A 22,242-nucleotide genomic window follows, 5' to 3' on the forward strand; every position below is an offset into this window, starting at 1 on the left:
CGATCAGTGCAACTGACCCCCCCCTCGCGGATGTCCTCACGCACTTCGAGCGAAGTCCTGATCGCGATCCGCATCGCCTCGATGGCCGTCGCCTGCGCCAGACTGGGAACGCCGGGCAGGCGCGCCGCCTGCATCGGCAAATACGGGATGTGGATGAAGCCGCCACGCATGCCCGCCACCGGCCGCGTCACGATGCGATGCATCAGGCCGAAGAAGAGGTGGTTGCAGACAAAGGTGCCGGCCGTGTTGGACACCGAAGCCGGAATGCCCGCAGCCCGCAGGTCGCGCACGATGGCCTTGATGGGCAGCGTCGAGAAGTAGGCCGCCGGCGCGCCGTCGATCACCGGCGTGTCGATCGGCTGGCAGCCCGCGTTGTCGCAAATGCGCCCGTCGTCCACGTTGATGGCCACGCGCTCCGGCGAAATCTCGCTGCGGCCGCCCGCCAGCCCGAGGCACACCACGAGTTGCGGTTGCAGGCTGTCGATGGCTTCATCGAGCGAACGCAGCGCCGCCCCGAACGCGCAAGGCATGCGACGCGCATGCACCAGCGCCATCTTGCCGTCGGCGCCCTCCCAGCCCCAGCCATGCAGCGCCCGCGCCACTTCCCACGAAGGGTTGATGGTGTCGCTGTCAAAAGGCTCGAAGCCGGTGAGCAGCACGTTCATGTGGGCTTGACGGCGATGCCTTCGATGGCCAGCCGCTCGCGAATGCGCCGCGCGAATTCGAGCGCATGCGCCCCGTCGCCGTGCAGGCAGACCGATTGCGCGTTGACGGCGACGGTGCTGCCGTCGATGGCCCGGACCTTGTGCTCGCGCACCAGCGAAAGCGTTTGCGCGAGCGACTGCTCTTCGTCCTCGATCAACGCGCCCGGCTGGCTGCGCGGGACCAGGCTGCCGTCGGGCATGTAGCCGCGGTCGGCAAACACTTCTTCCACCGGCTGCAGGCCGGCGCGCTGCGCGGCGGTGATCATGCCGCTGCCGGCGAGGCCGAAGAACTTCAGGCCGGGGTCGAAGCGGCGAACGGCCTCGCAGATGGCGTCGGCCAGCACCGGATCCTTGACGGCCTGGTTGTAGAGCGCTCCGTGCGGCTTGACGTGCGCCAGCGCGCCGCCTTCGGCCTTGACGATGGCGGCCAGCGCGCCGATCTGGTAGAGCATCCCCGCGACAATCTCCTCGGGCGGCAGGTGCATCGTGCTGCGACCGAAGTTCTCGCGGTCCGGAAAGCTGGGGTGCGCGCCGATGGCGACGCCATTCTTGAGCGCCCATTGCACGCACTGGCGCATGGTCTGCGCGTCGCCGGCATGCCAGCCGCAGGCGATGTTGGCCGAACTCACCAGCGCCAGCAGCGCCTCGTCGTTGCCGGCGCCTTCGCCCAGATCGGCATTGAGGTCAATCTGCATCCTGCTCTCCTTCGGCTTCAGCTTCTTCTGCTTTCCCGGGCGGCGGGGCGATGGCAGCGGCTGAAGCCCAGTTCATGAGCGCGAGCCCCTGCGCCATCATCGAAAGATAGCGCTGCTGGTCATTCCATGCGGACAGTGCGGCTGCGGCATCGACTTCTTCGAGCCGCAACTCGCCGCCCAGCGGCGCCTGCGCCAGCTTCCAGAGGTCGGCGCGGATGACCACCGCAATGCGCGGATAGCCGCCCGTGGTCTGCGCGTCTCCCATGAGGATGATCGGCTGGCCCGAAGGCGGAACCTGGATGGTGCCGGGAATCACGCCCGCCGACAGCATGTCGGCCGAGCGCTTGCGCTTGAGTTCCGGGCCGGCCAGGCGGCTGCCCATGCGATTGCTTTGCGGCGTGATGCGCCACGTCTCGGTGCACAGCTGCTTGCGCGCCGCGATGGTGAACTGTTCGTTCTCAGGCCCCGGCAAGATTCGCAGGGTCGTCGCCGTACCTTCGCCGCCGCCGTCGGGGGCAAGAAGGCCGAAACGGCGGCGCTCCAGTTGTGCCGGCGTGAGCGCACTGGCGCCGACGGGCAGGCGGTCGCCTTTGCGCAGCGCCCGTCCTTCATGGCCGCCAAAGCCAGCTTTCAGGTCGGTGCTGCGCGAGCCAAGAACGAGGGGCACGTCGATGCCGCCGGCCACCGCCAGCCAGGTGCGAAGGCCCGGCCTTTGCACCGTGCTCGCGCCGCCGAGCCTGAGGGTCTGGCCCGCGCGCACCGGCACGCTCCAGTAAGGCCACATCAGTTGCCCATCGAGCCGCGCACCAAAGGGGTCGCCGGCCAGCGCGATGCGGGTGGCTTCCTCGAAACGGATTTCGCACATGCCCATCGTGAGCTCGATGCCGGCCGCGCCATCGGCGTTGCCAACGAGCCGGTTGGCCAGCGTGAGCGCCATGACGTCGAGCGCGCCACCCGGACACACGCCCAGATGCCGATGGCCGTGGCGCCCCAGGTCCTGCACCGAGGCCAGCATGCCGGGCTTGACGACGACGATCACGCTTCCACGCTTTCTGCCACGAAGCGCACGCGGTCACCGGCCTTCAGCAGCGTGGGGCTTGGTGCCAGGGGATCGAATAGGGTGAGCGGCGTGCGACCGATGATTTGCCACCCACCCGGCGACATCGAAGGGTAGATGCCTGTCTGCTCACCGCCGATGCCCACCGAGCGCGCCGGCACCGCAAGTCGCGGCTCGTTGCGCCGGGGTGTGGCCAGTTCGGGCGGCAGTCCACCCATGAATGCAAAGCCCGGCAGGAAGCCAAGAAAGTAGACGACGTATTCGGCCTCGCTGTGGCGCCGCACGACCTCGAAAGGCGTGAGGCCGGTGTGCGCCGCGACGTCGGCGAGGTCGGGGCCATGCTCGCCCCCGTAAGCCACCGGAATCTCGATGAGCCGGCCCTCCATCGGCACCGCCTCGATCGTGGGCCAGATCGCCAGCACGCGCAATTCAAGCTCCTGCGCATCGAGCAGCAGGGGGTCGAACATCAGCGTCAGGTTGTTCATGCCCGGCAGCAGTTCGCCCACGCCGGGCCAGGATGCCGCCTGCGAGGCCAGTGCCCAGAGTTTCTGTTGCGCCTCGAGCGTGGCGGGGCCCGGCAACTCGCAAAGCAGGGCCGCATCGCCCAGCGAATGAAGGCGAGGCAGGCCGTCTTGCGTCATTCTCGCCCGAGGCTGCGCACCTTGGCGGCGAGCCGCGCCTGCACATGGGGAGAGACGAACTTGTCGGTTTCGCCGCCGAGCACGGCGATCTCGCGCACGAAGGTGCTGGAGATGAACTGGTACTTGTCGCTGGGCGTGAGGAACACGGTCTCGACGGCCGGCATCAGCGAGCGGTTCATGCCGGCCAGCTGGAACTCGTAGTCGAAGTCGGTGACGGCGCGCAGGCCCCGCACCATGGCCTTGCCGCCGCGCGCAACGACGAAGTCGCGCAGCAGGCCGGAGAAGCTTTCCACCGTGACCTGGTCGCTGTAGGGCGCAACGACATCGCGCGCCATCTCGATGCGCTCCTGCAGGTTGAACAGCGTCTTCTTGTGATGCCCTGCCGCCACCGCGACGATGACCTTGGCAAAGAGCTGCGTGGCCCGTCGCACGACGTCCTCGTGGCCGAGGGTCATGGGGTCGAAGGTACCGGGATAAACCGCGATCACGCTGGACATGTTGTTTCCTCCTGGGGCTGTCACGCTGCTGGCATGTTGTGTTTGTCGGCCGGATTATGTACGCGCAATAGATGCGCGTGTACGGCTCCCGCTTTCAGGTAGCGAAAGACGGCCAGGCCCAGCGGGCCCAGCTCCTCGTCGGTCCAGCGGCGAGGCGATTCCAGGTAGACGGCGCCGTCTTCCCGCAGGGCGCGGGCGGCCGCCCGCAAGGCGGGTGCATAAAGCGCCAGGTTGTCGAAGGGCGGATCGATGAACACCGCATGCTGGCTGCGCGGCTCGGTGCGCTCCAGCGCTGTGAGGCCGTTGCCGCGCTCGACGCGCACGGCCTGCGCGCCCAGCTTGGCCTGCACTGCCTTGAGTTGCGCGACCAGGGCGGCATCCTGTTCGCACAGAAGCACCGAGGTGGCACCACGCGAAGCAGCTTCGAATCCCAGCGCGCCGGTGCCGGCAAAGGCGTCGATGCACTGCCAGCCCGGGAGGTCGCCGCCACCGGCAGCGGCGATGCTGGCGAGCCAGTTGAAGAGGGTTTCGCGCACGCGATCCGGCGTGGGGCGAAGGCCCGGCTTGTCGGCAACGGCCAGGCGCGTGCGCTTCCATTCGCCGCCGATGATGCGTACTTCGTTGGCGTGCGCCGGGCGCGGTGGTCGGGGCTTGGCGGGGGCCTTGGGTTGTGTGGCGGTGGGGGGAGACTTGCGCATGCCCGCAAGCTTAAAGGCAACGCCGGAAGGTCAGGCGCCGGCCATGGCCCGTTGCGCCAGCAGGTAGGCCAGCAACAGCATCGTCGCGCCGATGAGCGCGTCGAGCACGCGCCAAGCACCGGGCCGCGCAAAGACCGGCGCGAGCATCCGCGCGCCAAAACCCAGCCCGAAGAACCAGACCACGCTGGCCAGCGAGGCACCCGCCACGAAAACACCCTTCAGCATGCCGGCGAACTGCGCGCCCACCGTGCCCACCAGCAGCACCGTGTCCAGGTACACGTGCGGATTGAGCAAGGTAAATGCCGCCGCCTGCGCAAGCGCCGCCGCCACCGAAAAGGATTGCTTTCCGTTCGCCGCGTCGAGCGCTCCGGGCCGCCGGCTGCGCCACAGCGCGCGCAGGCCGTACACCAGCAGGAAGACCGCGCCGGCCACCGTGAGCCACTTGGCCAGTGCCGGACGGTCCCCGAGCGCTTGCGCCATGCCCGCCACGCCCGCGGCCATCAGCATCGCGTCGGCCAGAGTGCAGAACACGACGACCGGCAGCACGTGCTCGCGCCGCAACCCCTGGCGCAGCACGAACGCGTTCTGCGCGCCGATCGCCACGATCAGCGCGAAGCTCATGGCGAAACCGGTGCCGAACGCACCGGTCATGGCTCCAGCGCCGAAGCTCAGGGCTTGGCCCCCACGATGACCGTCACCATGTCGTCGGGTTTCAGCTTGCGCGCGAAGGCGGCCTTGACGTCGGCCACGGTGACGGCGTTCATGCGCGCCGTCCACGTGTCGAGGTAGTCCAGCGGCAGGTCGTTCCACGCGATGTTCGCGACGTTGCCCAGCAGCTTGCGGTTGCTGTCGAGCAGCAATGGAAAGCCGCCGATCAGGTTGTCCTTGGCGGCCTGCAGTTCGGCCGCGGTGGGGCCGTCGGCGACGAATCGGGCCAGCACGTCGCGCGAGACCTTGACCGCTTCGTCCGCCTGGTCGGGCCGCGTCTGGAAGCCGATGGTGAACGCGCCGGCGTGCAGGCCCGGCGAAAAGCCGCTGTAGACGCTGTACGCCAGGCCACGTTTTTCGCGCACCTGCTCGGTCAGGCGCGACACGAAGCCGCCGCCACCGAGGATGTAGTTGCCCAGCGTCAGCGCAAAGTGGTCCGGATCGCGGCGCGGGTAGCCCGGCTGGCCGATGAGCACATGCGCCTGCGCCGATGCAAAGGGAATGCGGTCGATCTTGGGCGCCGTGAGCGGCGCCACCTCGGGCACCGGCGGCAAGGGACTGCAATCGGCTTGCGCAGGCAGCCGCGCCAGCAGGGCCGTGGCGATGCTGTCCGCCTGCGCACGCGTGACGGCGCCCACGATGCTGAGCTTGGCGCGGCATGGTGCGATGAGGCGCGCGTAGGCCTTGCGTATCGCGTCGACGTCGATCTGCGCCAGCGTGCCCTCGGTCGTCTCCTGCCCGTAGGGATGCTGGCCGTAAACGTCGTGCGCATACGCGCGCCCGACGATCGTGGCCGGCTTGGTGTTCGCTTCCTTGATCGACGCATTGATGCGCTCGCGCTCGCGTTGCCAGATGTCTGTCGGAAAAGCGGGCTCGCCGATCTCGCGGGCCGCGAGCGCCACGGCCTTGTTCAGCAACTCGGGCTTGGCGAGGGTGCGCAAGGTAAAGCTCATGCGGTCGGTCCCCGCGCCCACGTCGAAGCTGGCGCCCAGGTCGGCCCATGCCTCTCCCAGTGCGTTCTCGTCCATGGCGGGGTCCGATCCCCTGGCGAGCACGCCCTTTTCAACCATGTCGGAGATGGCAGCTGCCAATCCCGCTTGCGCGGGTGGATCGCGGCGGCTGCCGGCGTCGAAATCGATCTCCACGTCGACGATGGGCAGCGCGTCCGTGGCAACGAGGTAGATCTTGGCGCCACTGGGCTGCGTCCAGTGCTCGATGGGCAGCGCGGCGTGCGCACCCAGCGTGGCGAAGGCGACCCATCCGGCGGCGAGCAGGCGCAGCGATGCGGCCGCGAGCTTCATTTTGTTGTTGATAGCGGGCATCAGCGCATCTCCCCTTCACGTCCTGCCGCTTCGCGCGGTCTGCGATTCTTCTCGGGTGGCAAGGGTCGCAAGGTGGCCACGGTGAGCTGGTCGTCGCCGAAATAGCGTGCGGCCACGGCCTGCACCTGTTCGGGCGTGACGGCTTGGAGGCGCGCCATGATCTGTTCGCTGGCATTGAGCGGCAGGCCCTGGATCCAGTTGGCGCCCAGTTCGCGCGCCTGCGCCATCACCGAGTCGAGCTTGTAGGTTTCGCTGGCCTCCCATTGCGTCTTGACGCGCGCCAGTTCGGAGGCCGCCACGCCCTCCTTTGCGATGCGGGCAACCTGCGCGCGCAGCGCCGCCTCGACGGCTTCGGGCGTCTTGCCTGCGGCGGGAACACCGTCGAGCCCGAAGAGCTGCGGACCGCGTCCGACGAATCCTGCATAGGCGCCCACCGAATCGGCCACCCGGTCACGGCCTTGCGTGAGCGAACGATCCAGCCGCGCGCCGGCATAGCCGTCGAGCACGGCGGAAAGCACCACCAGTGCGTACGTATCGCTTGCTTCGTCGAGCTTGTCGAACTGCGGAATGCGAAAGACCAGCGACACATAGGACTGCTCGGCGGGCGCCTTGAATTCGACGCGGCGAATGCCGCGCTGCTCCGGCTCGGTGCGGGGCTTGCGCGCGGGCACGGCGCGCGCCGGAATGCTGCCGTAGTACTTCTCGGCGACCTTGCGCACCTGCGCGACGTCCACATCGCCGGCGACGACGATGGCGGCGTTGGCGGGCACGTACCAGCGCTTGTGGAAGTCGCGAACGTCCTCGGGCGTCATGGCGTCCAGGTCGCTCATCCAGCCCACGATGGGGCGGTGGTAGGGCGAGGCGACGAAGGTGGCGGCGTTCTGCAGTTCGCCCAGCAGCGAGCGCGGCTGGTCTTCGGTGCGCATGCGGCGCTCTTCCTTGACGACCTCGATCTCGCGCTTGAACTCGTCGTCCGGCCACTGGTTGTTGGCGAAGCGGTCGGACTCGAGCCGCATCACGTCTTCGAGCTTGCCGGCGGGAATCTGCTGGTAGTAGCCGGTGTAGTCGCGCGTGGTGAAGGCGTTTTCGCGTCCACCCAATGCCGCCACGCGGCGCGAGAACTCACCCGGCTTGATGCGCGCCGTGCCCTTGAACATCATGTGTTCGAGCGCATGGGCGACGCCGGACGTGCCGTCCACTTCCTCCACCCCGCCGGCGCGCACCCACACCATCTGCACGGCGGTAGGGGCGCGACGATCGGGCTGCACGATCAGCGTCATGCCGTTGGACAGCGTGAACTGCTGGGCGCGCGTGGGCGCTGAAGGCAAGGTCGTGGTGACGACGGGGGTGTCGGTCGGCTGCGCGACAGCCGCGACGGGTGCCAAGGCCCCGAACGCTGCCGCCATCACCGCGGAGGACAAAAAAGCGGCCGCAAAGGGCCGCCGGACCGCTGTGCGGTGTGGCGAGGGCTGTTTCATAGAATGGTTCGGATTCTAAGAACCCCCCAATGTTCAGTTTCTTCAAGAAAAAACCACCGACGGACGCAACCGCGCCTGCGGAGCCCGCGCTTGCGCCGCCTGCAGAGGCGCCTGCAACGCCGCCTGCGCCACCCGAGAAATCGCTGTTTTCGCCTTCGACGTGGTTCGGGAACAAGTCGGCGCCGCCTGTGGAAAGCGCGGAAGTGCTTGCGCCCGTGGCCGCGCCGGCGCCTATGGAATCCCCGACGCCGTTGGCGCCCGCCGCCGCACCCGCAGCACTGGCGCCTATACCGCCGACTGTCGCGCCCGCACCCGCACCCGCACCCGCACCCGCGCCTGTCGCGTTCGTCGCACCCGTCGAGGCGCCTGCACCCGCCTTTGCGCCACACCGGCCGCCAGCAGAAGCCCCGGTGTCGCCCCCCGTGTGGGCGCCCGCGCCGGTCGTGGCCCCGCCGGTTTCCGCGCCCGCGCCCCGGCCCGCCGCACCACCACCGCCACCTGCCGAACCCGAGCGCAAGCGCTGGCTCGACCGGCTCAAGAACGGCCTGAAAAAGACCGGCACCAGCATCCAGGCCGTCTTCGTCAACGCGCAGATCGACGAAGACCTGTACGAGGAACTCGAAGCCTCCCTGCTGATGGCCGACACGGGCGTCAAGGCCACCGAATTCCTGCTGGAAGACCTGCGCCGCCGCGTGAAAAGCGCGATGGCGACCGACGCCGCGCAGGTCAAGGTGCTGCTCGCCGAGGCGATCGCGGACCTGCTCAAGCCGCTGGAAAAGGCGCTGGTCATCGGCCAGTTCACCCCGACCGTCATCATGGTCGCGGGCGTCAACGGGGCGGGCAAGACCACCTCCATCGGCAAGCTGACCAAGCACCTTGCCAACGAGGGCTGCTCGGTGCTTCTGGCCGCGGCCGACACCTTCCGCGCCGCGGCGCGCGAGCAACTGGGTATCTGGGCGGACCGCAACACGGTCGAGATCGTCAGCCAGGAAGGCGGCGACCCCTCGGCTGTGAGTTTCGACGCCGTGAACGCGGGCCGCGCGCGCGGCAAGGACGTGGTGCTGGTCGACACGGCGGGCCGCCTGCCGACGCAGTTGCACCTGATGGATGAACTCAGGAAGATCAAACGCGTGGTCGGCAAGGCCGACGCCACGGCGCCACACGAGGTGCTGCTGGTCATCGACGGCAATACCGGCCAGAACGCCCTCGCCCAGGTGCGCGCGTTCGACGACGCGCTGGGGCTCACCGGCCTTGTTGTCACCAAGCTCGACGGCACCGCCAAGGGCGGCGTGTTGTGCGCCATCGCCCGCGAAAAGCCGATTCCGGTTTACTTTATCGGCGTCGGTGAGAAACTAGAGGATCTGGAAACATTTGACGCCCGGGAATTCGCACAGGCACTTCTGGGCTGATTTTCTCTGGGGCGCACCACGATGAGCGACACCGCATTTCACGCATTCGAATCAGAGGGCCGCAAGGTCGACCGCCTGCTGGCGCACTATGGCGAAAGCCACCGCAACCACACCAATGAGCTGATCCACGTGGTCGCCATTCCGGCGATCATGGTGAGCATCGTCGGACTGCTGTTCGCGCTGCATCCGTGGGTGGCCTACGCCTTCGTGGCGGCCAGCATCGTCTATTACGTGCGGCTGCGCTCGCCGGTGCTGCTGGCGGTCATGGCGGCGTGGACGGTCGTCATGTTCGCGCTGGTGTACGCCATGGGCGACAAGGTGTTGCCGATTTCGGCCGGCATCTTCATCGTGGGCTGGATCTTCCAGTTCATCGGGCACAAGATCGAAGGCAAGAAACCTTCCTTCTTCGAGGACATCCAATACCTCTGGGTCGGCCCGCTCTTCGTGGCAGCCTGGCTGCTCCAGCGGCTCGGGATCCGCTGGTAGCTCCGTTAGTAAATTTCTATCGACCAGATAGAAGTCCTCGGGAACCCTTTGTTTAGCACTCCCTCTAATCGAGTGCTAACATCAGTGCCAACCAAGGAGTTTCCCCAATGACAAGTCTGTCTGGAGCCTCTGCCAATCAACTCGCCGTCGCCAATCCATGGTCGATGGTGCCGCCGCTTGGCAATCTGGACGCGTACATCTCGGCCGCCAACCGGCTGCCGCTGCTCACCCTCGAGGAAGAGCAGGGTTTCGCGCGCCGATTGCGCGACCACAATGACCTTGAAGCCGCCGGTGCGCTCATCCTGTCGCACCTGCGCCTGGTCGTCTCGATTTCCCGCCAGTACCTGGGCTACGGGCTGCCGCACGGCGACCTGATCCAGGAAGGCAACGTTGGCCTGATGAAGGCCGTGAAGCGTTTCGACCCCGACCAGGGCGTGCGGCTCGTGAGCTACGCCATGCACTGGATCAAGGCCGAGATCCACGAATACATCCTGAAGAACTGGCGCATGGTCAAGGTCGCGACGACCAAGGCCCAGCGCAAGCTGTTCTTCAACCTGCGGTCCATGAAGCAGGGTTTCAAGGCCGACGCAGCCGCTGCCGACAGCGACACGCACCGCGACACCCTGAGCGCGAGCGAAGTCGACCAGATGGCAACGCAGCTCAACGTCAAGCGCGAGGAAGTGCTGGAGATGGAAACGCGCCTGTCCGGCGGCGACATCCTGCTCGACCCGAGCCCGTCCGATGACGGCGACGACGCCTTCGGGCCCATCGCCTACCTGGCCGACGCGTCGCAGGAGCCGACGGCACAGCTCGAATCGCGCCAGCGCGACCGCCTGTCGAGCGACGGCATCTCGACGGCGCTGCTGGCGCTGGACGACCGCAGTCGCCGCATCGTGGAAGAGCGCTGGCTCAAGGTGAACGACGACGGCTCGGGCGGCATGACGCTGCACGAACTGGCAGCCGACTACGGCGTGAGCGCCGAGCGCATCCGCCAGATCGAAGTCGCGGCGATGAAAAAGATGAAGAAGTCGCTGGCAGAATTTGCCTGAACCAGGCCCACCCCCGACTCTTGCTCACTTCGTGTAGCCGCATCCCCCCTCAAGGGGGCAACACCAGCGGCCCGGCGAAGCCGGTTCCGCGGTGTTTCCCGAACAGGCTTCGCGGAGCTTGCCCTTGAATTTTGGGTCCCCAAAAAAAAACCGGTGCTTGTCACCGGTTTTTTGTTGCGGTAGTCAAAACCGTGGCATTCCGCCGCCACCGCCCATCCCGCCGCCACCCATGCCCGGCATGCCCTTCATGCCACCCATGCGCTTCATCATCTTCATGAGGCCGCCGCCCTTCATCTTCTTCATCATGCCCTGCATCTGCTCGAACTCGTTGAGCAGGCGGTTCACTTCCTGAACCTGCACGCCGGCGCCGGCGGCGATGCGGCGCTTGCGCGTGGCCTTGAGCAACTCGGGCTTGCGGCGCTCCAGCGGCGTCATGCTGTTGATGATGCCTTCCTTGCGGCGGATGTCGCGTTCGGCGCGCGTGAGGTCGGCGTCGGTGGCCTTGGCGGCCATCTGCTGGGGCAGCTTGTCCATGATGCTGGCGAGGCCGCCCATCTGCTTCATCTGCTGCAATTGGCTCAGGAAATCGTTGAGGTCGAAGCCGCCGCTCTTGACCTTGGCGGCGAGCTTCTGCGCCGCAGCCACGTCGACGCCGGCTGTGACCTGCTCGACCAGCGCCACGATGTCGCCCATGCCGAGGATGCGTCCTGCGTGGCGCTCGGCGTCGAACACTTCCAGCCCGTCGATCTTCTCGCTGGTGCCGGCGAACTTGATCGGCACGCCTGTGACATGGCGCACCGACAGCGCTGCACCGCCGCGCGAATCGCCATCCGTCTTCGTCAGGATGATGCCGGTGAGCGGCAGCGCTTCCTTGAAGGCCTTGGCGGTGTTGATGGCATCCTGGCCCTGCATCGCATCGACCACGAAGAGCGTCTCAACCGGGTTCAGCGCCTCGTGCAGCTGCTTGATTTCGGTCATCAGCACTTCGTCGATGGCCAGTCGTCCTGCGGTGTCGACCAACAGCACGTCGAAGAAGTGGCGGCGCGCATGGTCGATGGCCGCGCGCGCGATGTCCAGTGGCTTCTGGTCCGGCGTGCTCGGGAACCATTCGGCGCCGGCCTGCTTCGTCACCGTCTTGAGCTGCTCGATGGCCGCGGGACGATAAACGTCGCCCGACACCGTCAGCACCTTCTTCTTGCGCTTTTCGATCAGGTGCTTGGCGAGCTTGGCCGTGGTCGTGGTCTTGCCGGCGCCCTGCAGGCCCGCCATCAGGATCACGGCGGGCGGCTGCGCGGCGAGGTTGATGTCGGAAACCCCCTCGCCCATGGTCGCGGCGAGTTCGCGGTTGACGATGCCCACCAGCGCCTGGCCCGGCTTGAGCGACCCAAGCACTTCCTGGCCGAGCGCCTTGTCCTTGACGCGGGCGACGAAGTCGCGCACCACGGGAAGCGCCACGTCGGCTTCGAGCAGCGCCATGCGCACCTCGCGCAACATGTCCTGCACGTTGGCTTCGGTGATGCGGGCCTGGCCGCTCATCTGCTTGACGAGCCGGGAGAATTTTTCGGTGAGGGCGGTGGCCATGAGGGGTTGCCTTGTTGCCCGCGGCAGCAGGCGCAATGAGACGAGAAAGAAGCAAGCGCAGTATCAACGAATCGGGACGCCCTTCGCAGAACGCCGTGGAACCGGCTTCACCGGGCCACTGGCGTTGCCCCCGGCAGGGGTTGGCGAAGCGCAACGCAGTGCCCGAAGCCTGGGGGCGAGCCCTTATGATCCGACCAATGATTTTAGCGAGCCCCTCCCCACTCGGCGTGGCACTGGGCATCGCCACCGCGGTCGCCTATGGAATCACCGCCGCCGGCGCATCGCGGATGAGCCGCTCGGCAACGCAAACCCTTCTGGGCCTGGCCTGGCTGCTTCACGCCGTCGCGCTGGCGTGGGGGCTGACCGGCGGCGACCCGCGCTTCGGCTTTGCACCCGCGCTTTCGGTCACGGCGTGGCTGGTGCTGACCGTCTACGCCGTCGAAAGCCGGCTCTATCCGCACCTGAACGTGCGGCGCGTGCTGGCCCTGCTGGGTGCGGCCGCGGCTCTGCTCGCCGTCTCATTTCCCGGAACCCCTTTGCACGTCAGCGCATCGCCTTGGCTGCCGCTGCATCTGGCGCTGGGCATCGCGTCTTACGGACTCTTCGGCGCTGCGGTGGTGCACGCATGGCTCATGTCGCGCGCCGAAAAGCAGATTCGCCGTGCCGACTCTCCCCCCGGCGGCCTGCCGCTGCTCACGCTGGAGCGCCTCACCTTCCGCTTCGTGACGGGCGGCTTCGTGCTGCTGACGGCCACGCTGGTGGCGGGCCTGCTATTCAGCGAAACGCTCTACGGCACGTCCGTCAACCACTGGAAGTGGGACCACAAGACCGTGTTCTCGGTGCTGGCGTGGCTGACCTTCGGCGTGCTGCTCATCGGGCGTGCGCGTTTCGGCTGGCGCGGCCGCAGCGCGACGCGCGTGCTGTATGCGGGCACCACGCTCTTGCTGCTGGCCTATGTGGGCTCCCGATTCGTCCTTGAAGTGGTCTTGCACCGAACGCCATGAAGTATTTGCTGGTCATCGCGGTGGTGTGGATCGCCTTCCTGATCTGGCGCCAGCGCCGGCGTGACGAGGCCCGTGCGGCCGCGCCGCCGCCCGCTGCGCCGCCACCGTCCATTCCGGCGCCGCAAGCCATGCTGCGCTGCGCCCATTGCGGCCTGCACCTGCCCGGCACCGACGCCATCAAGGGAAGCGACGGCCGCGACTACTGCAGCGCCGCCCACCGCCAGGCGGCCGAGGCATGACCCCGCTGTTGTGGTCGCGCGGCGAGTCCGCGACCGACTGGGGCACGCTCGGCGCCAACACCGGGAAGAGCTCGGCACTGCTACGGCTGTGGCGCGGTTTCATGACCGCGCGCTGCTTCGTGGCAGCCGTGCTGGTGACGCTGCAAGCCCTCACCATCGGCATCGCCCATGCCACGCCGCCCGCGCCCTTGTGGGTGTCCGGCGCATATCTGGTCGTGGCGCTGCTGGGCGCACGCTTCTTGCGCTTTCAACCGCCGCTGCGCAGCTTCGGCCTGGCGTGGATCGTCACCATCGCCATCGATCTCAGCGTGTTTGCGCTTCTGCAGTTGCTGCAGGCCGGCAACATCAACTACACGCCGCTTTTTGCACTGCCTGTGCTGATGGCGGCCGTGCTGGGCACCGTTTCGGTGGGCTTGGGAACCACCGCCGCCGCCACGCTCCTGCTTCTGGGCGACGCCAGCTGGCACTGGATGCAGAGCCCGGGCGATTCGTCCGCGCGATTCGTCCAGGCGGCCCTCACCGGCACGGGCCTTTTCGTGGTGTCGCTGCTCGCGCACGAGCTGGCGCTGCGGCTGGCGCGCGAGGAAACGATGGCCCTGCGCAGCCGCACCACCGCGCGCATGCACGCGCTGGTCAACGACCTGGTGATCGAGACACTGAGCGAAGGCGTGCTCGTGGTCGATGCCAACGGGCTGGTGCATGCGGCCAACCCCGCTGCCGGCGACATCCTCGGCAAGGACCTGGCCAACCTGCCCCTGCCCTTTGCGCTCGACGCCCATCCCGCGTGGCACGCATTGGCCGCACTGGCCTTGCAGACTTTTTCGCGAGGCAAGGGACAGTCCAAGGAAATCCCGATCGCGCAGATGCACGGCTCGCCCCTCGAAGTGCGCGTGCGCACGCGGCTCACGCCCGCTTCCGATCAACGCATCGATCGCCTGTGCGTCATGTTCCTGCAGGACCTGCGCGAACTGGAAGCGCGCATCCGCACCGAAAAGCTCGCCGCGATGGGCCGCATGTCGGCCGCCGTGGCGCATGAAATCCGCAACCCGCTGGCCGCCATCACGCAGGCCAGCGCGCTGCTCAGCGAAGACCTGCTCGAGCCCGGACAGCGCAAGCTCACGGAGATGGTGCAGCACAACGCGCAACGCCTCGCCCGCATCGTGGACGACGTGCTGGACGTCTCCCGCGCACGCCAGCAGCGCATGCTTCCGCTGGGCGAACAGGTCACGCTCGACAGCACGGTGCGCACGCTCGCCGGTGAATGGGTGCAGCAGACGCAGCGCCAGGGCATCCTGCTGCAGCTCGACGCCGCCGGCCGCGACGTGCGCTTCGACGGGGAGCACCTGCGCCGCATCCTCGTGAACCTGCTGGACAACGCGGCACGCTATGCCGGCGACCGTGAAGGCTCCATCCAGATCGCCACGCGCCAGTTGCCCAACGGCCGCGCCACGCTGCAGGTCTGGAGCGATGGCGCACCGCTCGAGGCCGCGGTGCAGCGGCACCTGTTCGAGCCCTTCTTTTCATCGGAGAGCCGCTCCAGCGGCCTGGGCCTCTTCATCTGCCGGGAACTGTGCGAAAGGCACGGCGCCACCATCGGCTATGACCGCCGCGCGCTCACCGCCAACGGGCCCGAAGGCAACGAGTTCCATGTCTCCTTCGCCTCCGCCGAGATGCGACTGACACAATAGCGCCGTGAGCACTGCCCAACCTTCCACTTCGCGACCCGCCCAGATCCTTGTCGTCGACGACGAGCCGGACCTGCGCACGCTGTATGAACTGACACTATTGCGTGAGGGTTACCGCGTCGAGGCGGCAGGGACTGTTTCCGAAGCGTGGCAACACCTGGAAGCCAATCGCTTCGACGCCGTGATCACCGACATGCGCCTGCCCGACGGGTTGGGCATGGAGTTATTGCTGCGCATCCAGCAGGCCCAGCGCAGCGAGCGCTGCGTGGTCATGACGGCCTATGGCTCCGCCGAGAACGCGGTGGAAGCGCTGAAGGCAGGCGCTTTCGACTACCTGACGAAGCCGGTCGACCTCAAGCAGTTTCGCGCGGTGGTTGCCTCCGCCGTGCAAGAGCAGGTGCAGACGGCACTGCCTGCCAAAACGCCCTCGCCCGTGGCCGACAGCGCCAAAGGCGACGTTGCCAGCGCCACCAGTGGGGCAGCGCTCGAACGGCTTGTCGGCAACTCCGAGGCCATGCGTCTGGTGAAGGCGCGCATCGCCAAGGTGGCGCGCGGCATGGCGCCGGTGCTGGTGCGCGGCGAGTCGGGCACGGGCAAGGAGCTGGTGGCGCGTGCCGTGCACGCCTGCAGCCAGCGCAGCGAAGGGCCCTTTATCGCCGTCAACTGCGGCGCCATTCCAGAGAACCTGCTCGAAGCCGAATTCTTCGGCGCGCGCAAGGGCTCGTACACGGGTTCGGCCGCCGACCGCGACGGCTACTTTCAGGCGGCGCGCGGCGGCACGCTTTTCCTCGACGAAATCGGCGACCTACCGCTTGCGATGCAATCCAAGCTGCTGCGCGCCATCCAGGAGCGCAGCGTGCGGCCCATCGGTTCGACGCAGGAAGACAGCGTGGACGTGCGCATCGTCAGCGCCACCCACAAGGACCTGCAGGCCGAAGTGCAGGCGGGCGGCTTCCGGCAAGACCTTTTCTATCGCCTCAACGTGATCGAGATCGCGGTGCCCGCGCTGCGCGAGCGCCGCGAAGACCTGCCCGCCCTGTGCGACGCACTGCTCAAGCGCATCGCCCGCGACAGTGGCATGCCGGTGCCCACGCTCTCGCATTCCGTGCTGCAAAAGCTCGCGGCGCACCCGATGCGCGGCAACGTGCGCGAACTGGAAAACCTGCTGCACCGCGCGGTGGCGCTGACCGACGGCGATGAATTGCACCTCGACTTCGAAGCCTCCGATAACGCCATCGCCGACGAGACGGCCCAGCAGCTCGAAGCGGCGCTGGCTTTCGCTTCGGCCGAAGTGCCCAAGGCGGTGGAAGCACCTGCCGCGCAGGCGCGCGTGACGACGGTGCCCTCCGACCTGCAGGCCTACCTCGACCAGCAGGAGCGCGAGATCCTCGTGCGTGCGCTGCAGGAAAGCGGCTTCAATCGCACGGCAGCGGCGGCGCGCCTGGGCTTGAGCCTGCGGCAGATCCGCTACCGCATCGCCCGGCTGGCAATCGCCACGCCCAACGGCGATGACGGCCCGGTCGGTGGCCCCGATGACTGACCCTGCGCCGAAGGCCCAGGACGCCTTGTGGCAGTCCGGCTGGTACCGATTCGCCAAGCACCTGCCCTCTCCGAATTTCGGGCCGCGCCCCGCCGGCGCGCAGATCGACCTGATCGTGCTGCACTCCATCAGCCTCCCACCCGGACAGTTCGGCGGTGACGAGGTGCAGCAACTTTTCACCAACCAGCTGGACTGGGACGCGCACCCCTACTTCGGCCAGATCCGCGGCATGGAAGTCTCATCGCACTTCTACGTGCGGCGCGACGGCGAGTTGTGGCAGTTCGTCGATTGCGACGAACGGGCATGGCACGCGGGCGCGTCGGCATGGCGCGGGCGCAGCAACTGCAACGACGACTCCATCGGCATCGAACTTGAGGGCATCGAAGGCGGCGTGTTCGAGGCCGCGCAATATGAAACGCTGGCCAGCCTGATGCCGGCGCTGGCGCAGCGCTACCCGATTTCCTTCGTCGCCGGGCACGAACACATCGCGCCGGGCCGCAAGTTCGACCCCGGTTCCGGCTTCGATTGGCGGCTACTTCGGGAACATCTGGCGTGGCGTTCTGAGGTCTTTCCCGAAGCGTCGATAATCGCCCGCTGAATTTTCTTAATCGATGCGCCGCAGGCGATGGTTCACCAGCACCTCGTGTGCGCCGAACCTCAGATTCGCCGGGCAGAGCAACCATGCGGCTTGCGCGCCCAAATCGGCCGGCAAGCCCCGTCATCCCTCACTTCAATTACCGTAATCGAGACGTGGCGTGCGTATTTCCGATACGCCGCGATAAGGGTGTTCCATTGAATCATTGAAAATTGTCAAAAACACTACATCTAGTGATTGTGTGGCCCTTCGCACACCAGATATAGTGCTTGCACCGCACGGCTATGGCATGTAACCGGCAGCCTGCGCAAGCGGCGTTTTTGATGCCGTCAATCACAACAATAGTCGCAAAGAGGACCAACGAATGCAATCTTCCCAGAACACTTCATCATCGACGGCGCGTGCCGTTTCGACTCCGAACGCTGCGCAGCCGCGCGACGTGGCCGGCTCGCCCAATGTCGCGGCGCTCGCCAACTACCAGATCATTCGCCGCAACGGCGCCGTGGTGCCGTTCGAGCCGAACAAGATCGCGATCGCGATGATGAAAGCGTTCCTGGCCGTTCATGGCACGCAAGGCGCGGCTTCGGCCAGCGTGCGCGAAACGGTCGACGGCCTGACGCAAGGCGTCGTGCGCGCCATGGTGCGCTCGCGTCCGGGCGGCGGCACCTTCCACATCGAAGACGTGCAGGACCAGGTCGAACTCGGCCTGATGCGCGGCGGCCACCATGAAATCGCCCGCGCCTACGTGCTGTACCGTGAGCGCCGCTCGCAAGAGCGCACGCATCAAGTCGAACAGCAGGCGCCCGCTGCGCCCGCACTGCACGTGCTGGACAACGGCGAGCGCGTCGCGCTCGACCTGGGCGAGCTCAAGGCGCTGTTCGTGTCGGCCTGCGAAGGCCTGGGCGACAGCATCACGGCCGAGCCGATCGTGTCGGAAACGATGCGCAACCTGTACGACGGCGTGCCGCTGGACGAGGTCTACAAGGCATCGATCCTGGCCGCCCGCACGCTGATCGAAAAGGATCCGGACTACACCTTCGCGACCGCGCGCCTGCTGCTGCACACGATCTTCAAGGAAATCATCGGCCGCGAAGTGGCGCCGGCCGACCGCGCGCAGACCTACGCCGACTACTTCCCGCACTTCATCAAGAAGGGCGTGGACAACGAACTGCTGGACGAGAAGCTGCTCCAGTTCGACCTGCCGCGCCTGGGCGCCGCCCTGAAGGCCGAGCGCGACAACCAGTTCGACTACCTCGGCCTGCAGACGCTCTACGACCGCTACTTCCTGCACGTGCGCAAGGCGCGCATCGAGTTGCCGCAGGCTTTCTTCATGCGCGTGGCCATGGGCCTGTCGCTGAATGAAATCGACCGCGAAGCCCGCGCCATCGAGTTTTATGAAGTGCTGTCGTCCTTCGACTTCATGTCGAGCACGCCGACGCTCTTCAACGCCGGCACGCTGCGCTCGCAACTGTCGTCGTGCTACCTGACGACCGTGCCGGACGATCTCGACGGCATCTACGAGTCGATCAAGGAAAACGCGCTGCTGTCGAAGTTCGCCGGCGGCTTGGGCAACGACTGGACCCGCGTTCGCGCGCTCGGCAGCCACATCAAGGGCACCAACGGCGAATCGCAAGGCGTCGTGCCATTCCTGAAGGTCGTGAACGACACGGCCGTCGCGGTGAACCAGGGCGGCAAGCGCAAGGGCGCCGTCTGCACCTACCTGGAAACCTGGCACCTCGACATCGAGGAGTTCCTGGAGCTGCGCAAGAACACCGGCGACGACCGCCGCCGCACGCACGACATGAACACGGCCAACTGGATCCCTGACCTCTTCATGCGCCGCGTGATGGAAAAGGGCAACTGGACGCTGTTCTCGCCCTCCAACGTGCCCGACCTGCACGACCTGTTCGGCACCGACTTCGAGAAGGCCTACGTCGCCTATGAAGAGAAGGCAGCCCGCGGCGAGATCAAGCCGAGCCGCACCGTGGCGGCCAGCGACCTGTGGCGCAAGATGCTCACGATGCTGTTCGAGACCGGCCACCCGTGGATCACGTTCAAGGACGCCTGCAACGTGCGCTCGCCGCAGCAGCACGCCGGCGTCGTGCATTCGTCCAATCTCTGCACCGAGATCACGCTCAACACCAGCGACACCGAAACCGCCGTCTGCAACCTCGGCTCGGTGAACCTGCTGCAGCACTTGAAGGACGGCAAGGTCGACCAGGCCAAGCTGAAGAAGACGATCTCGACGGCGATGCGCATGCTCGACAACGTCATCGACATCAACTACTACGCCGTGAAGAAGGCGCGCGACTCCAACCTGCGCCACCGTCCGGTGGGCCTGGGCCTGATGGGCTTCCAGGACGCGCTGTACGAACTTCGCATTCCCTACGCGTCGCAGGAAGCCGTGCAGTTCGCCGACGAGTCGATGGAAGCCATCTGCTACCACGCCTACTGGGCCTCGACCGACCTGGCGCGTGAACGCGGCAAGTACTCCAGCTACAAGGGCTCGCTGTGGGACAAGGGCATCATGCCGATCGACACGCTCGACCTGCTCGAGAAGGCACGCGGCGGCTACGTCGAAGTGGACCGTTCGTCCACGCTCGACTGGGACACGCTGCGCCAGAAGATCAAGCAGGACGGCATGCGCAATTCGAACTGCGTCGCCATTGCACCGACCGCAACAATTTCCAACATCATCGGTGTCGATGCCTCGATCGAGCCTTGCTTCGGCAACCTCTCGGTCAAGTCGAACCTCTCGGGCGAGTTCACCGTGATCAACCACTACCTGGTGCGCGACCTCAAGCGCCTGGGCCTGTGGGACGACGTGATGGTGATGGACCTGAAGCACTTCGACGGATCGCTGCGCCCCATCGACCGCGTGCCGCAAGACATCAAGTCGCTCTACGCCACCGCCTTCGAGGTCGAGACGACGTGGCTCGTCGAAGCCGCATCGCGTCGCCAGAAGTGGATCGACCAGGCGCAGTCGCTCAACATCTACATGTCGGGCGCATCGGGCAAGAAGCTGGACGACACCTACAAGCTCGCATGGCTGCGCGGCCTGAAGACGACCTACTACCTGCGCACCATCAGCGCGACGCACGCCGAGAAGTCGACGGTGCAATCGGGTCGACTCAATGCCGTGTCGTCGGGCGGTGCACCGACACAGCAGATGAGCGCACTCGAAGCGGCTGCGCAAGCAGCGCAAGCGCAGATGAATGCGACGCCCGCAACGGATATCAAGTTCTGCGCGATCGATGATCCAGGCTGCGAAGCCTGCCAATAAGACGACTGTGATTCGCTGCATCGCCTGACACAACGCGATGCATGCGAACAACATAAGAACAAGATAAATCGAGCTCGATGTGAACGAGCACTTTTCAACTCACATCGTTGCTCACATAATTTGAGCATTGGATTTTTTATGTTGACCTGGGACGACGAAGTCAAGCCCTCCTCGCCGAAGGACATGCAACTAGGATTGCAGCATTCATCGAACAGCGACGCGCCGATCAGCCGCTCGATGGAACTCCCGACTTCGCAAATTGCCCCCGCCGTGCGTGTGCTGGACGACGGCGCAACAGTTGCACAACACCCCGTCAGCACTTCGGCTTCCACGCCAGTGGCTGCACAACCTGCCGTTGCACGCCGCGTGCGCGCAGACGACAAGCGCATCATCAACGGCCAGACCGACGTCAACCAGCTGGTGCCCTTCAAGTACAAGTGGGCCTGGGAAAAGTATCTCGCCACCTGCGCCAACCACTGGATGCCGCAAGAGGTGAACATGACGCGCGACATCGCGTTGTGGAAAGACCCGAACGGCCTCACCGAAGACGAGCGCCGCATCGTCAAGCGCAACCTCGGCTTCTTCGTGACCGCCGACTCGCTGGCCGCCAACAACATCGTGCTGGGCACCTATCGCCACATCACGGCGCCCGAGTGCCGCCAGTTCCTGCTGCGCCAGGCCTTCGAGGAAGCGATCCACACGCACGCCTACCAGTACATCGTCGAGTCGCTCGGCCTGGACGAGAGCGAGATCTTCAACGCCTACAACGAAGTGGCGTCGATCCGCGAGAAGGACCAGTTCCTGATCCCCTTCATCGAGGCGATCATGGACCCGAACTTCCACACCGGCACGCCCGAGAACGACCAGACGCTGCTCAAGTCGCTGATCGTGTTCGCCTGCCTGATGGAAGGTTTGTTCTTCTACGTCGGCTTCACGCAGATCCTCGCGCTCGGCCGCCAGAACAAGATGACGGGTGCCGCAGAGCAGTACCAGTACATCCTGCGCGACGAGTCGATGCACTGCAATTTCGGCATCGACCTCATCAACCAGCTCAAGCTCGAAAATCCGCACCTGTGGACCGCCGAGTTCAAGGCAGAGATCAAGGCCCTGTTCCTCAGGGCCGTCGAACTCGAATACCGCTACGCCGAAGACACCATGCCACGTGGCGTGCTCGGCATGAATGCCTCCATGTTCAAGGGCTACTTGCGTTACATTGCGAACCGTCGCGCAACGCAGATCGGCCTCGAAGCGCTCTTCCCGAACGAGGAAAACCCGTTCCCCTGGATGAGCGAAATGATTGACCTGAAGAAAGAGCGCAACTTCTTCGAAACCCGCGTGATCGAGTACCAGTCGGGTGGCGCACTTTCTTGGGATTGAGTTTCGCGACAAACGACAAGAAAACGAATTCAGGAATTGCCCTTGGCGCCGATCGCACCGAAGAGTGTGGCGTCCGGGGTTCAGGTGTTCATGGCGCTGGGGCAAAGATCCCAACACCATGAATCGCTTCACGGCTCACAAGAAGTTGTGGAGTGCTTCAAGAGGTTGATTTTTCAACTTGATCAAGGAGAAAG

General features: G+C 66.1%; 19 protein-coding genes and 1 pseudogene. 10 read left to right on the forward strand and 10 right to left on the reverse strand.

The genetic code is table 11. The features are described 5' to 3' along the window. Positions 1–3 precede the first annotated feature (3 nt). The 9 genes and pseudogenes from pcp to QTI66_RS20460 all read right to left on the reverse strand — a co-directional run bounded on the left by pcp (position 4) and on the right by QTI66_RS20460 (position 7,800). A pseudogene (gene pcp, locus QTI66_RS20420) lies at positions 4–665 on the reverse strand (pyroglutamyl-peptidase I). Next, positions 662–1,399, reverse strand: coding sequence for a 5-oxoprolinase subunit PxpA (gene pxpA, locus QTI66_RS20425; RefSeq protein WP_286561687.1), 738 nt, complete (start codon positions 1,397–1,399; stop codon positions 662–664). Before pxpA ends, pcp begins: the two are co-directional and overlap by 4 nt. Then, positions 1,389–2,438 carry a 5-oxoprolinase subunit C family protein gene (locus QTI66_RS20430; RefSeq protein ID WP_286561688.1) on the reverse strand — a complete coding sequence of 350 codons (1,050 nt, stop codon included), beginning with the start codon at positions 2,436–2,438 and terminating at the stop codon, positions 1,389–1,391. The genes pxpA and QTI66_RS20430 overlap by 11 nt, the downstream gene beginning before the upstream one ends. Next, entirely contained in the window at positions 2,435–3,097 is a 663-nt protein-coding gene (pxpB, locus tag QTI66_RS20435) for a 5-oxoprolinase subunit PxpB (protein WP_286561689.1), read from the reverse strand. The genes QTI66_RS20430 and pxpB overlap by 4 nt, the downstream gene beginning before the upstream one ends. Then, positions 3,094–3,594, reverse strand: coding sequence for a pantetheine-phosphate adenylyltransferase (coaD, locus tag QTI66_RS20440; protein ID WP_286561690.1), 501 nt, complete (start codon positions 3,592–3,594; stop codon positions 3,094–3,096). Before coaD ends, pxpB begins: the two co-directional genes overlap by 4 nt. Before the next feature lie 20 nt (positions 3,595–3,614). Further along, complete coding sequence (locus QTI66_RS20445) at positions 3,615–4,292, reverse strand: RsmD family RNA methyltransferase (RefSeq protein ID WP_286561691.1); 678 nt, start codon at positions 4,290–4,292, stop codon at positions 3,615–3,617. Between the two features lie 30 nt (positions 4,293–4,322). Beyond that, positions 4,323–4,943: a LysE/ArgO family amino acid transporter gene (locus QTI66_RS20450; RefSeq protein WP_286561692.1), complete on the reverse strand. Its 621-nt coding sequence runs from the start codon at positions 4,941–4,943 to the stop codon at positions 4,323–4,325. A gap of 17 nt (positions 4,944–4,960) precedes the next feature. Continuing rightward, positions 4,961–6,322: a M16 family metallopeptidase gene (locus tag QTI66_RS20455; protein ID WP_444815026.1), complete on the reverse strand. Its 1,362-nt coding sequence runs from the start codon at positions 6,320–6,322 to the stop codon at positions 4,961–4,963. After that, complete coding sequence (locus QTI66_RS20460; protein WP_286561693.1) at positions 6,322–7,800, reverse strand: M16 family metallopeptidase; 1,479 nt, start codon at positions 7,798–7,800, stop codon at positions 6,322–6,324. Before QTI66_RS20460 ends, QTI66_RS20455 begins: the two co-directional genes overlap by 1 nt. A gap of 29 nt (positions 7,801–7,829) precedes the next feature. Between QTI66_RS20460 and ftsY the strand changes: the two genes are divergently transcribed. From ftsY to rpoH, 3 genes are all read left to right on the forward strand, one after another. Further along, positions 7,830–9,209, forward strand: a complete 1,380-nt coding sequence (gene ftsY, locus QTI66_RS20465) for a signal recognition particle-docking protein FtsY (RefSeq protein ID WP_286561694.1) — start codon at positions 7,830–7,832, stop codon at positions 9,207–9,209. Positions 9,210–9,230: 21 nt separating this feature from the next. Then, positions 9,231–9,695: an Mpo1 family 2-hydroxy fatty acid dioxygenase gene (locus tag QTI66_RS20470; protein ID WP_286561695.1), complete on the forward strand. Its 465-nt coding sequence runs from the start codon at positions 9,231–9,233 to the stop codon at positions 9,693–9,695. Positions 9,696–9,802: 107 nt separating this feature from the next. Beyond that, a complete protein-coding gene (rpoH, locus tag QTI66_RS20475; protein WP_286561696.1) occupies positions 9,803–10,744 on the forward strand; it encodes an RNA polymerase sigma factor RpoH in 942 nt (313 codons plus the stop codon). A 183-nt stretch (positions 10,745–10,927) separates the two neighbouring features. Here the strand turns inward: rpoH and ffh are convergent, their stop codons facing one another. Beyond that, entirely contained in the window at positions 10,928–12,325 is a 1,398-nt protein-coding gene (gene ffh, locus QTI66_RS20480) for a signal recognition particle protein (protein ID WP_286561697.1), read from the reverse strand. A gap of 197 nt (positions 12,326–12,522) precedes the next feature. Here ffh and QTI66_RS20485 point away from each other — a divergent pair, with 197 nt between their 5' ends. The 7 genes from QTI66_RS20485 to QTI66_RS20515 all read left to right on the forward strand — a co-directional run bounded on the left by QTI66_RS20485 (position 12,523) and on the right by QTI66_RS20515 (position 22,048). After that, complete coding sequence (locus QTI66_RS20485) at positions 12,523–13,329, forward strand: cytochrome C assembly family protein (protein WP_286561698.1); 807 nt, start codon at positions 12,523–12,525, stop codon at positions 13,327–13,329. Beyond that, positions 13,326–13,568: a PP0621 family protein gene (locus QTI66_RS20490; protein WP_286561699.1), complete on the forward strand. Its 243-nt coding sequence runs from the start codon at positions 13,326–13,328 to the stop codon at positions 13,566–13,568. The genes QTI66_RS20485 and QTI66_RS20490 overlap by 4 nt, the downstream gene beginning before the upstream one ends. After that, complete coding sequence (locus QTI66_RS20495; protein WP_286561700.1) at positions 13,565–15,256, forward strand: two-component system sensor histidine kinase NtrB; 1,692 nt, start codon at positions 13,565–13,567, stop codon at positions 15,254–15,256. The genes QTI66_RS20490 and QTI66_RS20495 overlap by 4 nt, the downstream gene beginning before the upstream one ends. A gap of 4 nt (positions 15,257–15,260) precedes the next feature. Continuing rightward, the gene (locus QTI66_RS20500; protein ID WP_286561701.1) at positions 15,261–16,793 is read left to right on the forward strand and encodes a sigma-54-dependent transcriptional regulator; all 1,533 of its coding nucleotides are present in this window, start codon (positions 15,261–15,263) and stop codon (positions 16,791–16,793) included. Continuing rightward, positions 16,786–17,391 carry a 1,6-anhydro-N-acetylmuramyl-L-alanine amidase AmpD gene (gene ampD / locus QTI66_RS20505; RefSeq protein WP_286561702.1) on the forward strand — a complete coding sequence of 202 codons (606 nt, stop codon included), beginning with the start codon at positions 16,786–16,788 and terminating at the stop codon, positions 17,389–17,391. The genes QTI66_RS20500 and ampD overlap by 8 nt, the downstream gene beginning before the upstream one ends. A 361-nt stretch (positions 17,392–17,752) precedes the next feature. Beyond that, a complete protein-coding gene (locus tag QTI66_RS20510) occupies positions 17,753–20,671 on the forward strand; it encodes a ribonucleoside-diphosphate reductase subunit alpha (RefSeq protein ID WP_286561703.1) in 2,919 nt (972 codons plus the stop codon). A gap of 138 nt (positions 20,672–20,809) precedes the next feature. Beyond that, positions 20,810–22,048 (forward strand): ribonucleotide-diphosphate reductase subunit beta, encoded by a 1,239-nt coding sequence (locus QTI66_RS20515; RefSeq protein WP_286561704.1) that lies wholly within the window; start codon positions 20,810–20,812, stop codon positions 22,046–22,048. The last annotated feature ends 194 nt before the right edge of the window (positions 22,049–22,242 follow it).

This window comes from Variovorax brevis, from assembly GCF_030317105.1.
Lineage (GTDB): Bacteria > Pseudomonadota > Gammaproteobacteria > Burkholderiales > Burkholderiaceae_C > Variovorax > Variovorax brevis.

What these genes read in the sequence shown, in the direction of transcription:
- QTI66_RS20510 (WP_286561703.1), top strand. Translation starts at nt 17,753, where the DNA reads ATGCAATCTTCCCAGAACACTTCATCATCGACGGCGCGTGCCGTTTCG.
- ffh (WP_286561697.1), bottom strand. Translation starts at nt 12,325, where the DNA reads ATGGCCACCGCCCTCACCGAAAAATTCTCCCGGCTCGTCAAGCAGATG.
- QTI66_RS20515 (WP_286561704.1), top strand. Translation starts at nt 20,810, where the DNA reads ATGTTGACCTGGGACGACGAAGTCAAGCCCTCCTCGCCGAAGGACATG.
- QTI66_RS20485 (WP_286561698.1), top strand. Translation starts at nt 12,523, where the DNA reads ATGATTTTAGCGAGCCCCTCCCCACTCGGCGTGGCACTGGGCATCGCC.
- pxpA (WP_286561687.1), bottom strand. Translation starts at nt 1,399, where the DNA reads ATGCAGATTGACCTCAATGCCGATCTGGGCGAAGGCGCCGGCAACGAC.
- coaD (WP_286561690.1), bottom strand. Translation starts at nt 3,594, where the DNA reads ATGTCCAGCGTGATCGCGGTTTATCCCGGTACCTTCGACCCCATGACC.
- QTI66_RS20460 (WP_286561693.1), bottom strand. Translation starts at nt 7,800, where the DNA reads ATGAAACAGCCCTCGCCACACCGCACAGCGGTCCGGCGGCCCTTTGCG.
- QTI66_RS20490 (WP_286561699.1), top strand. Translation starts at nt 13,326, where the DNA reads ATGAAGTATTTGCTGGTCATCGCGGTGGTGTGGATCGCCTTCCTGATC.
- QTI66_RS20470 (WP_286561695.1), top strand. Translation starts at nt 9,231, where the DNA reads ATGAGCGACACCGCATTTCACGCATTCGAATCAGAGGGCCGCAAGGTC.
- QTI66_RS20455 (WP_444815026.1), bottom strand. Translation starts at nt 6,322, where the DNA reads ATGCCCGCTATCAACAACAAAATGAAGCTCGCGGCCGCATCGCTGCGC.
- pxpB (WP_286561689.1), bottom strand. Translation starts at nt 3,097, where the DNA reads ATGACGCAAGACGGCCTGCCTCGCCTTCATTCGCTGGGCGATGCGGCC.
- QTI66_RS20495 (WP_286561700.1), top strand. Translation starts at nt 13,565, where the DNA reads ATGACCCCGCTGTTGTGGTCGCGCGGCGAGTCCGCGACCGACTGGGGC.
- ftsY (WP_286561694.1), top strand. Translation starts at nt 7,830, where the DNA reads ATGTTCAGTTTCTTCAAGAAAAAACCACCGACGGACGCAACCGCGCCT.
- QTI66_RS20445 (WP_286561691.1), bottom strand. Translation starts at nt 4,292, where the DNA reads ATGCGCAAGTCTCCCCCCACCGCCACACAACCCAAGGCCCCCGCCAAG.
- QTI66_RS20450 (WP_286561692.1), bottom strand. Translation starts at nt 4,943, where the DNA reads ATGACCGGTGCGTTCGGCACCGGTTTCGCCATGAGCTTCGCGCTGATC.
- rpoH (WP_286561696.1), top strand. Translation starts at nt 9,803, where the DNA reads ATGACAAGTCTGTCTGGAGCCTCTGCCAATCAACTCGCCGTCGCCAAT.
- ampD (WP_286561702.1), top strand. Translation starts at nt 16,786, where the DNA reads ATGACTGACCCTGCGCCGAAGGCCCAGGACGCCTTGTGGCAGTCCGGC.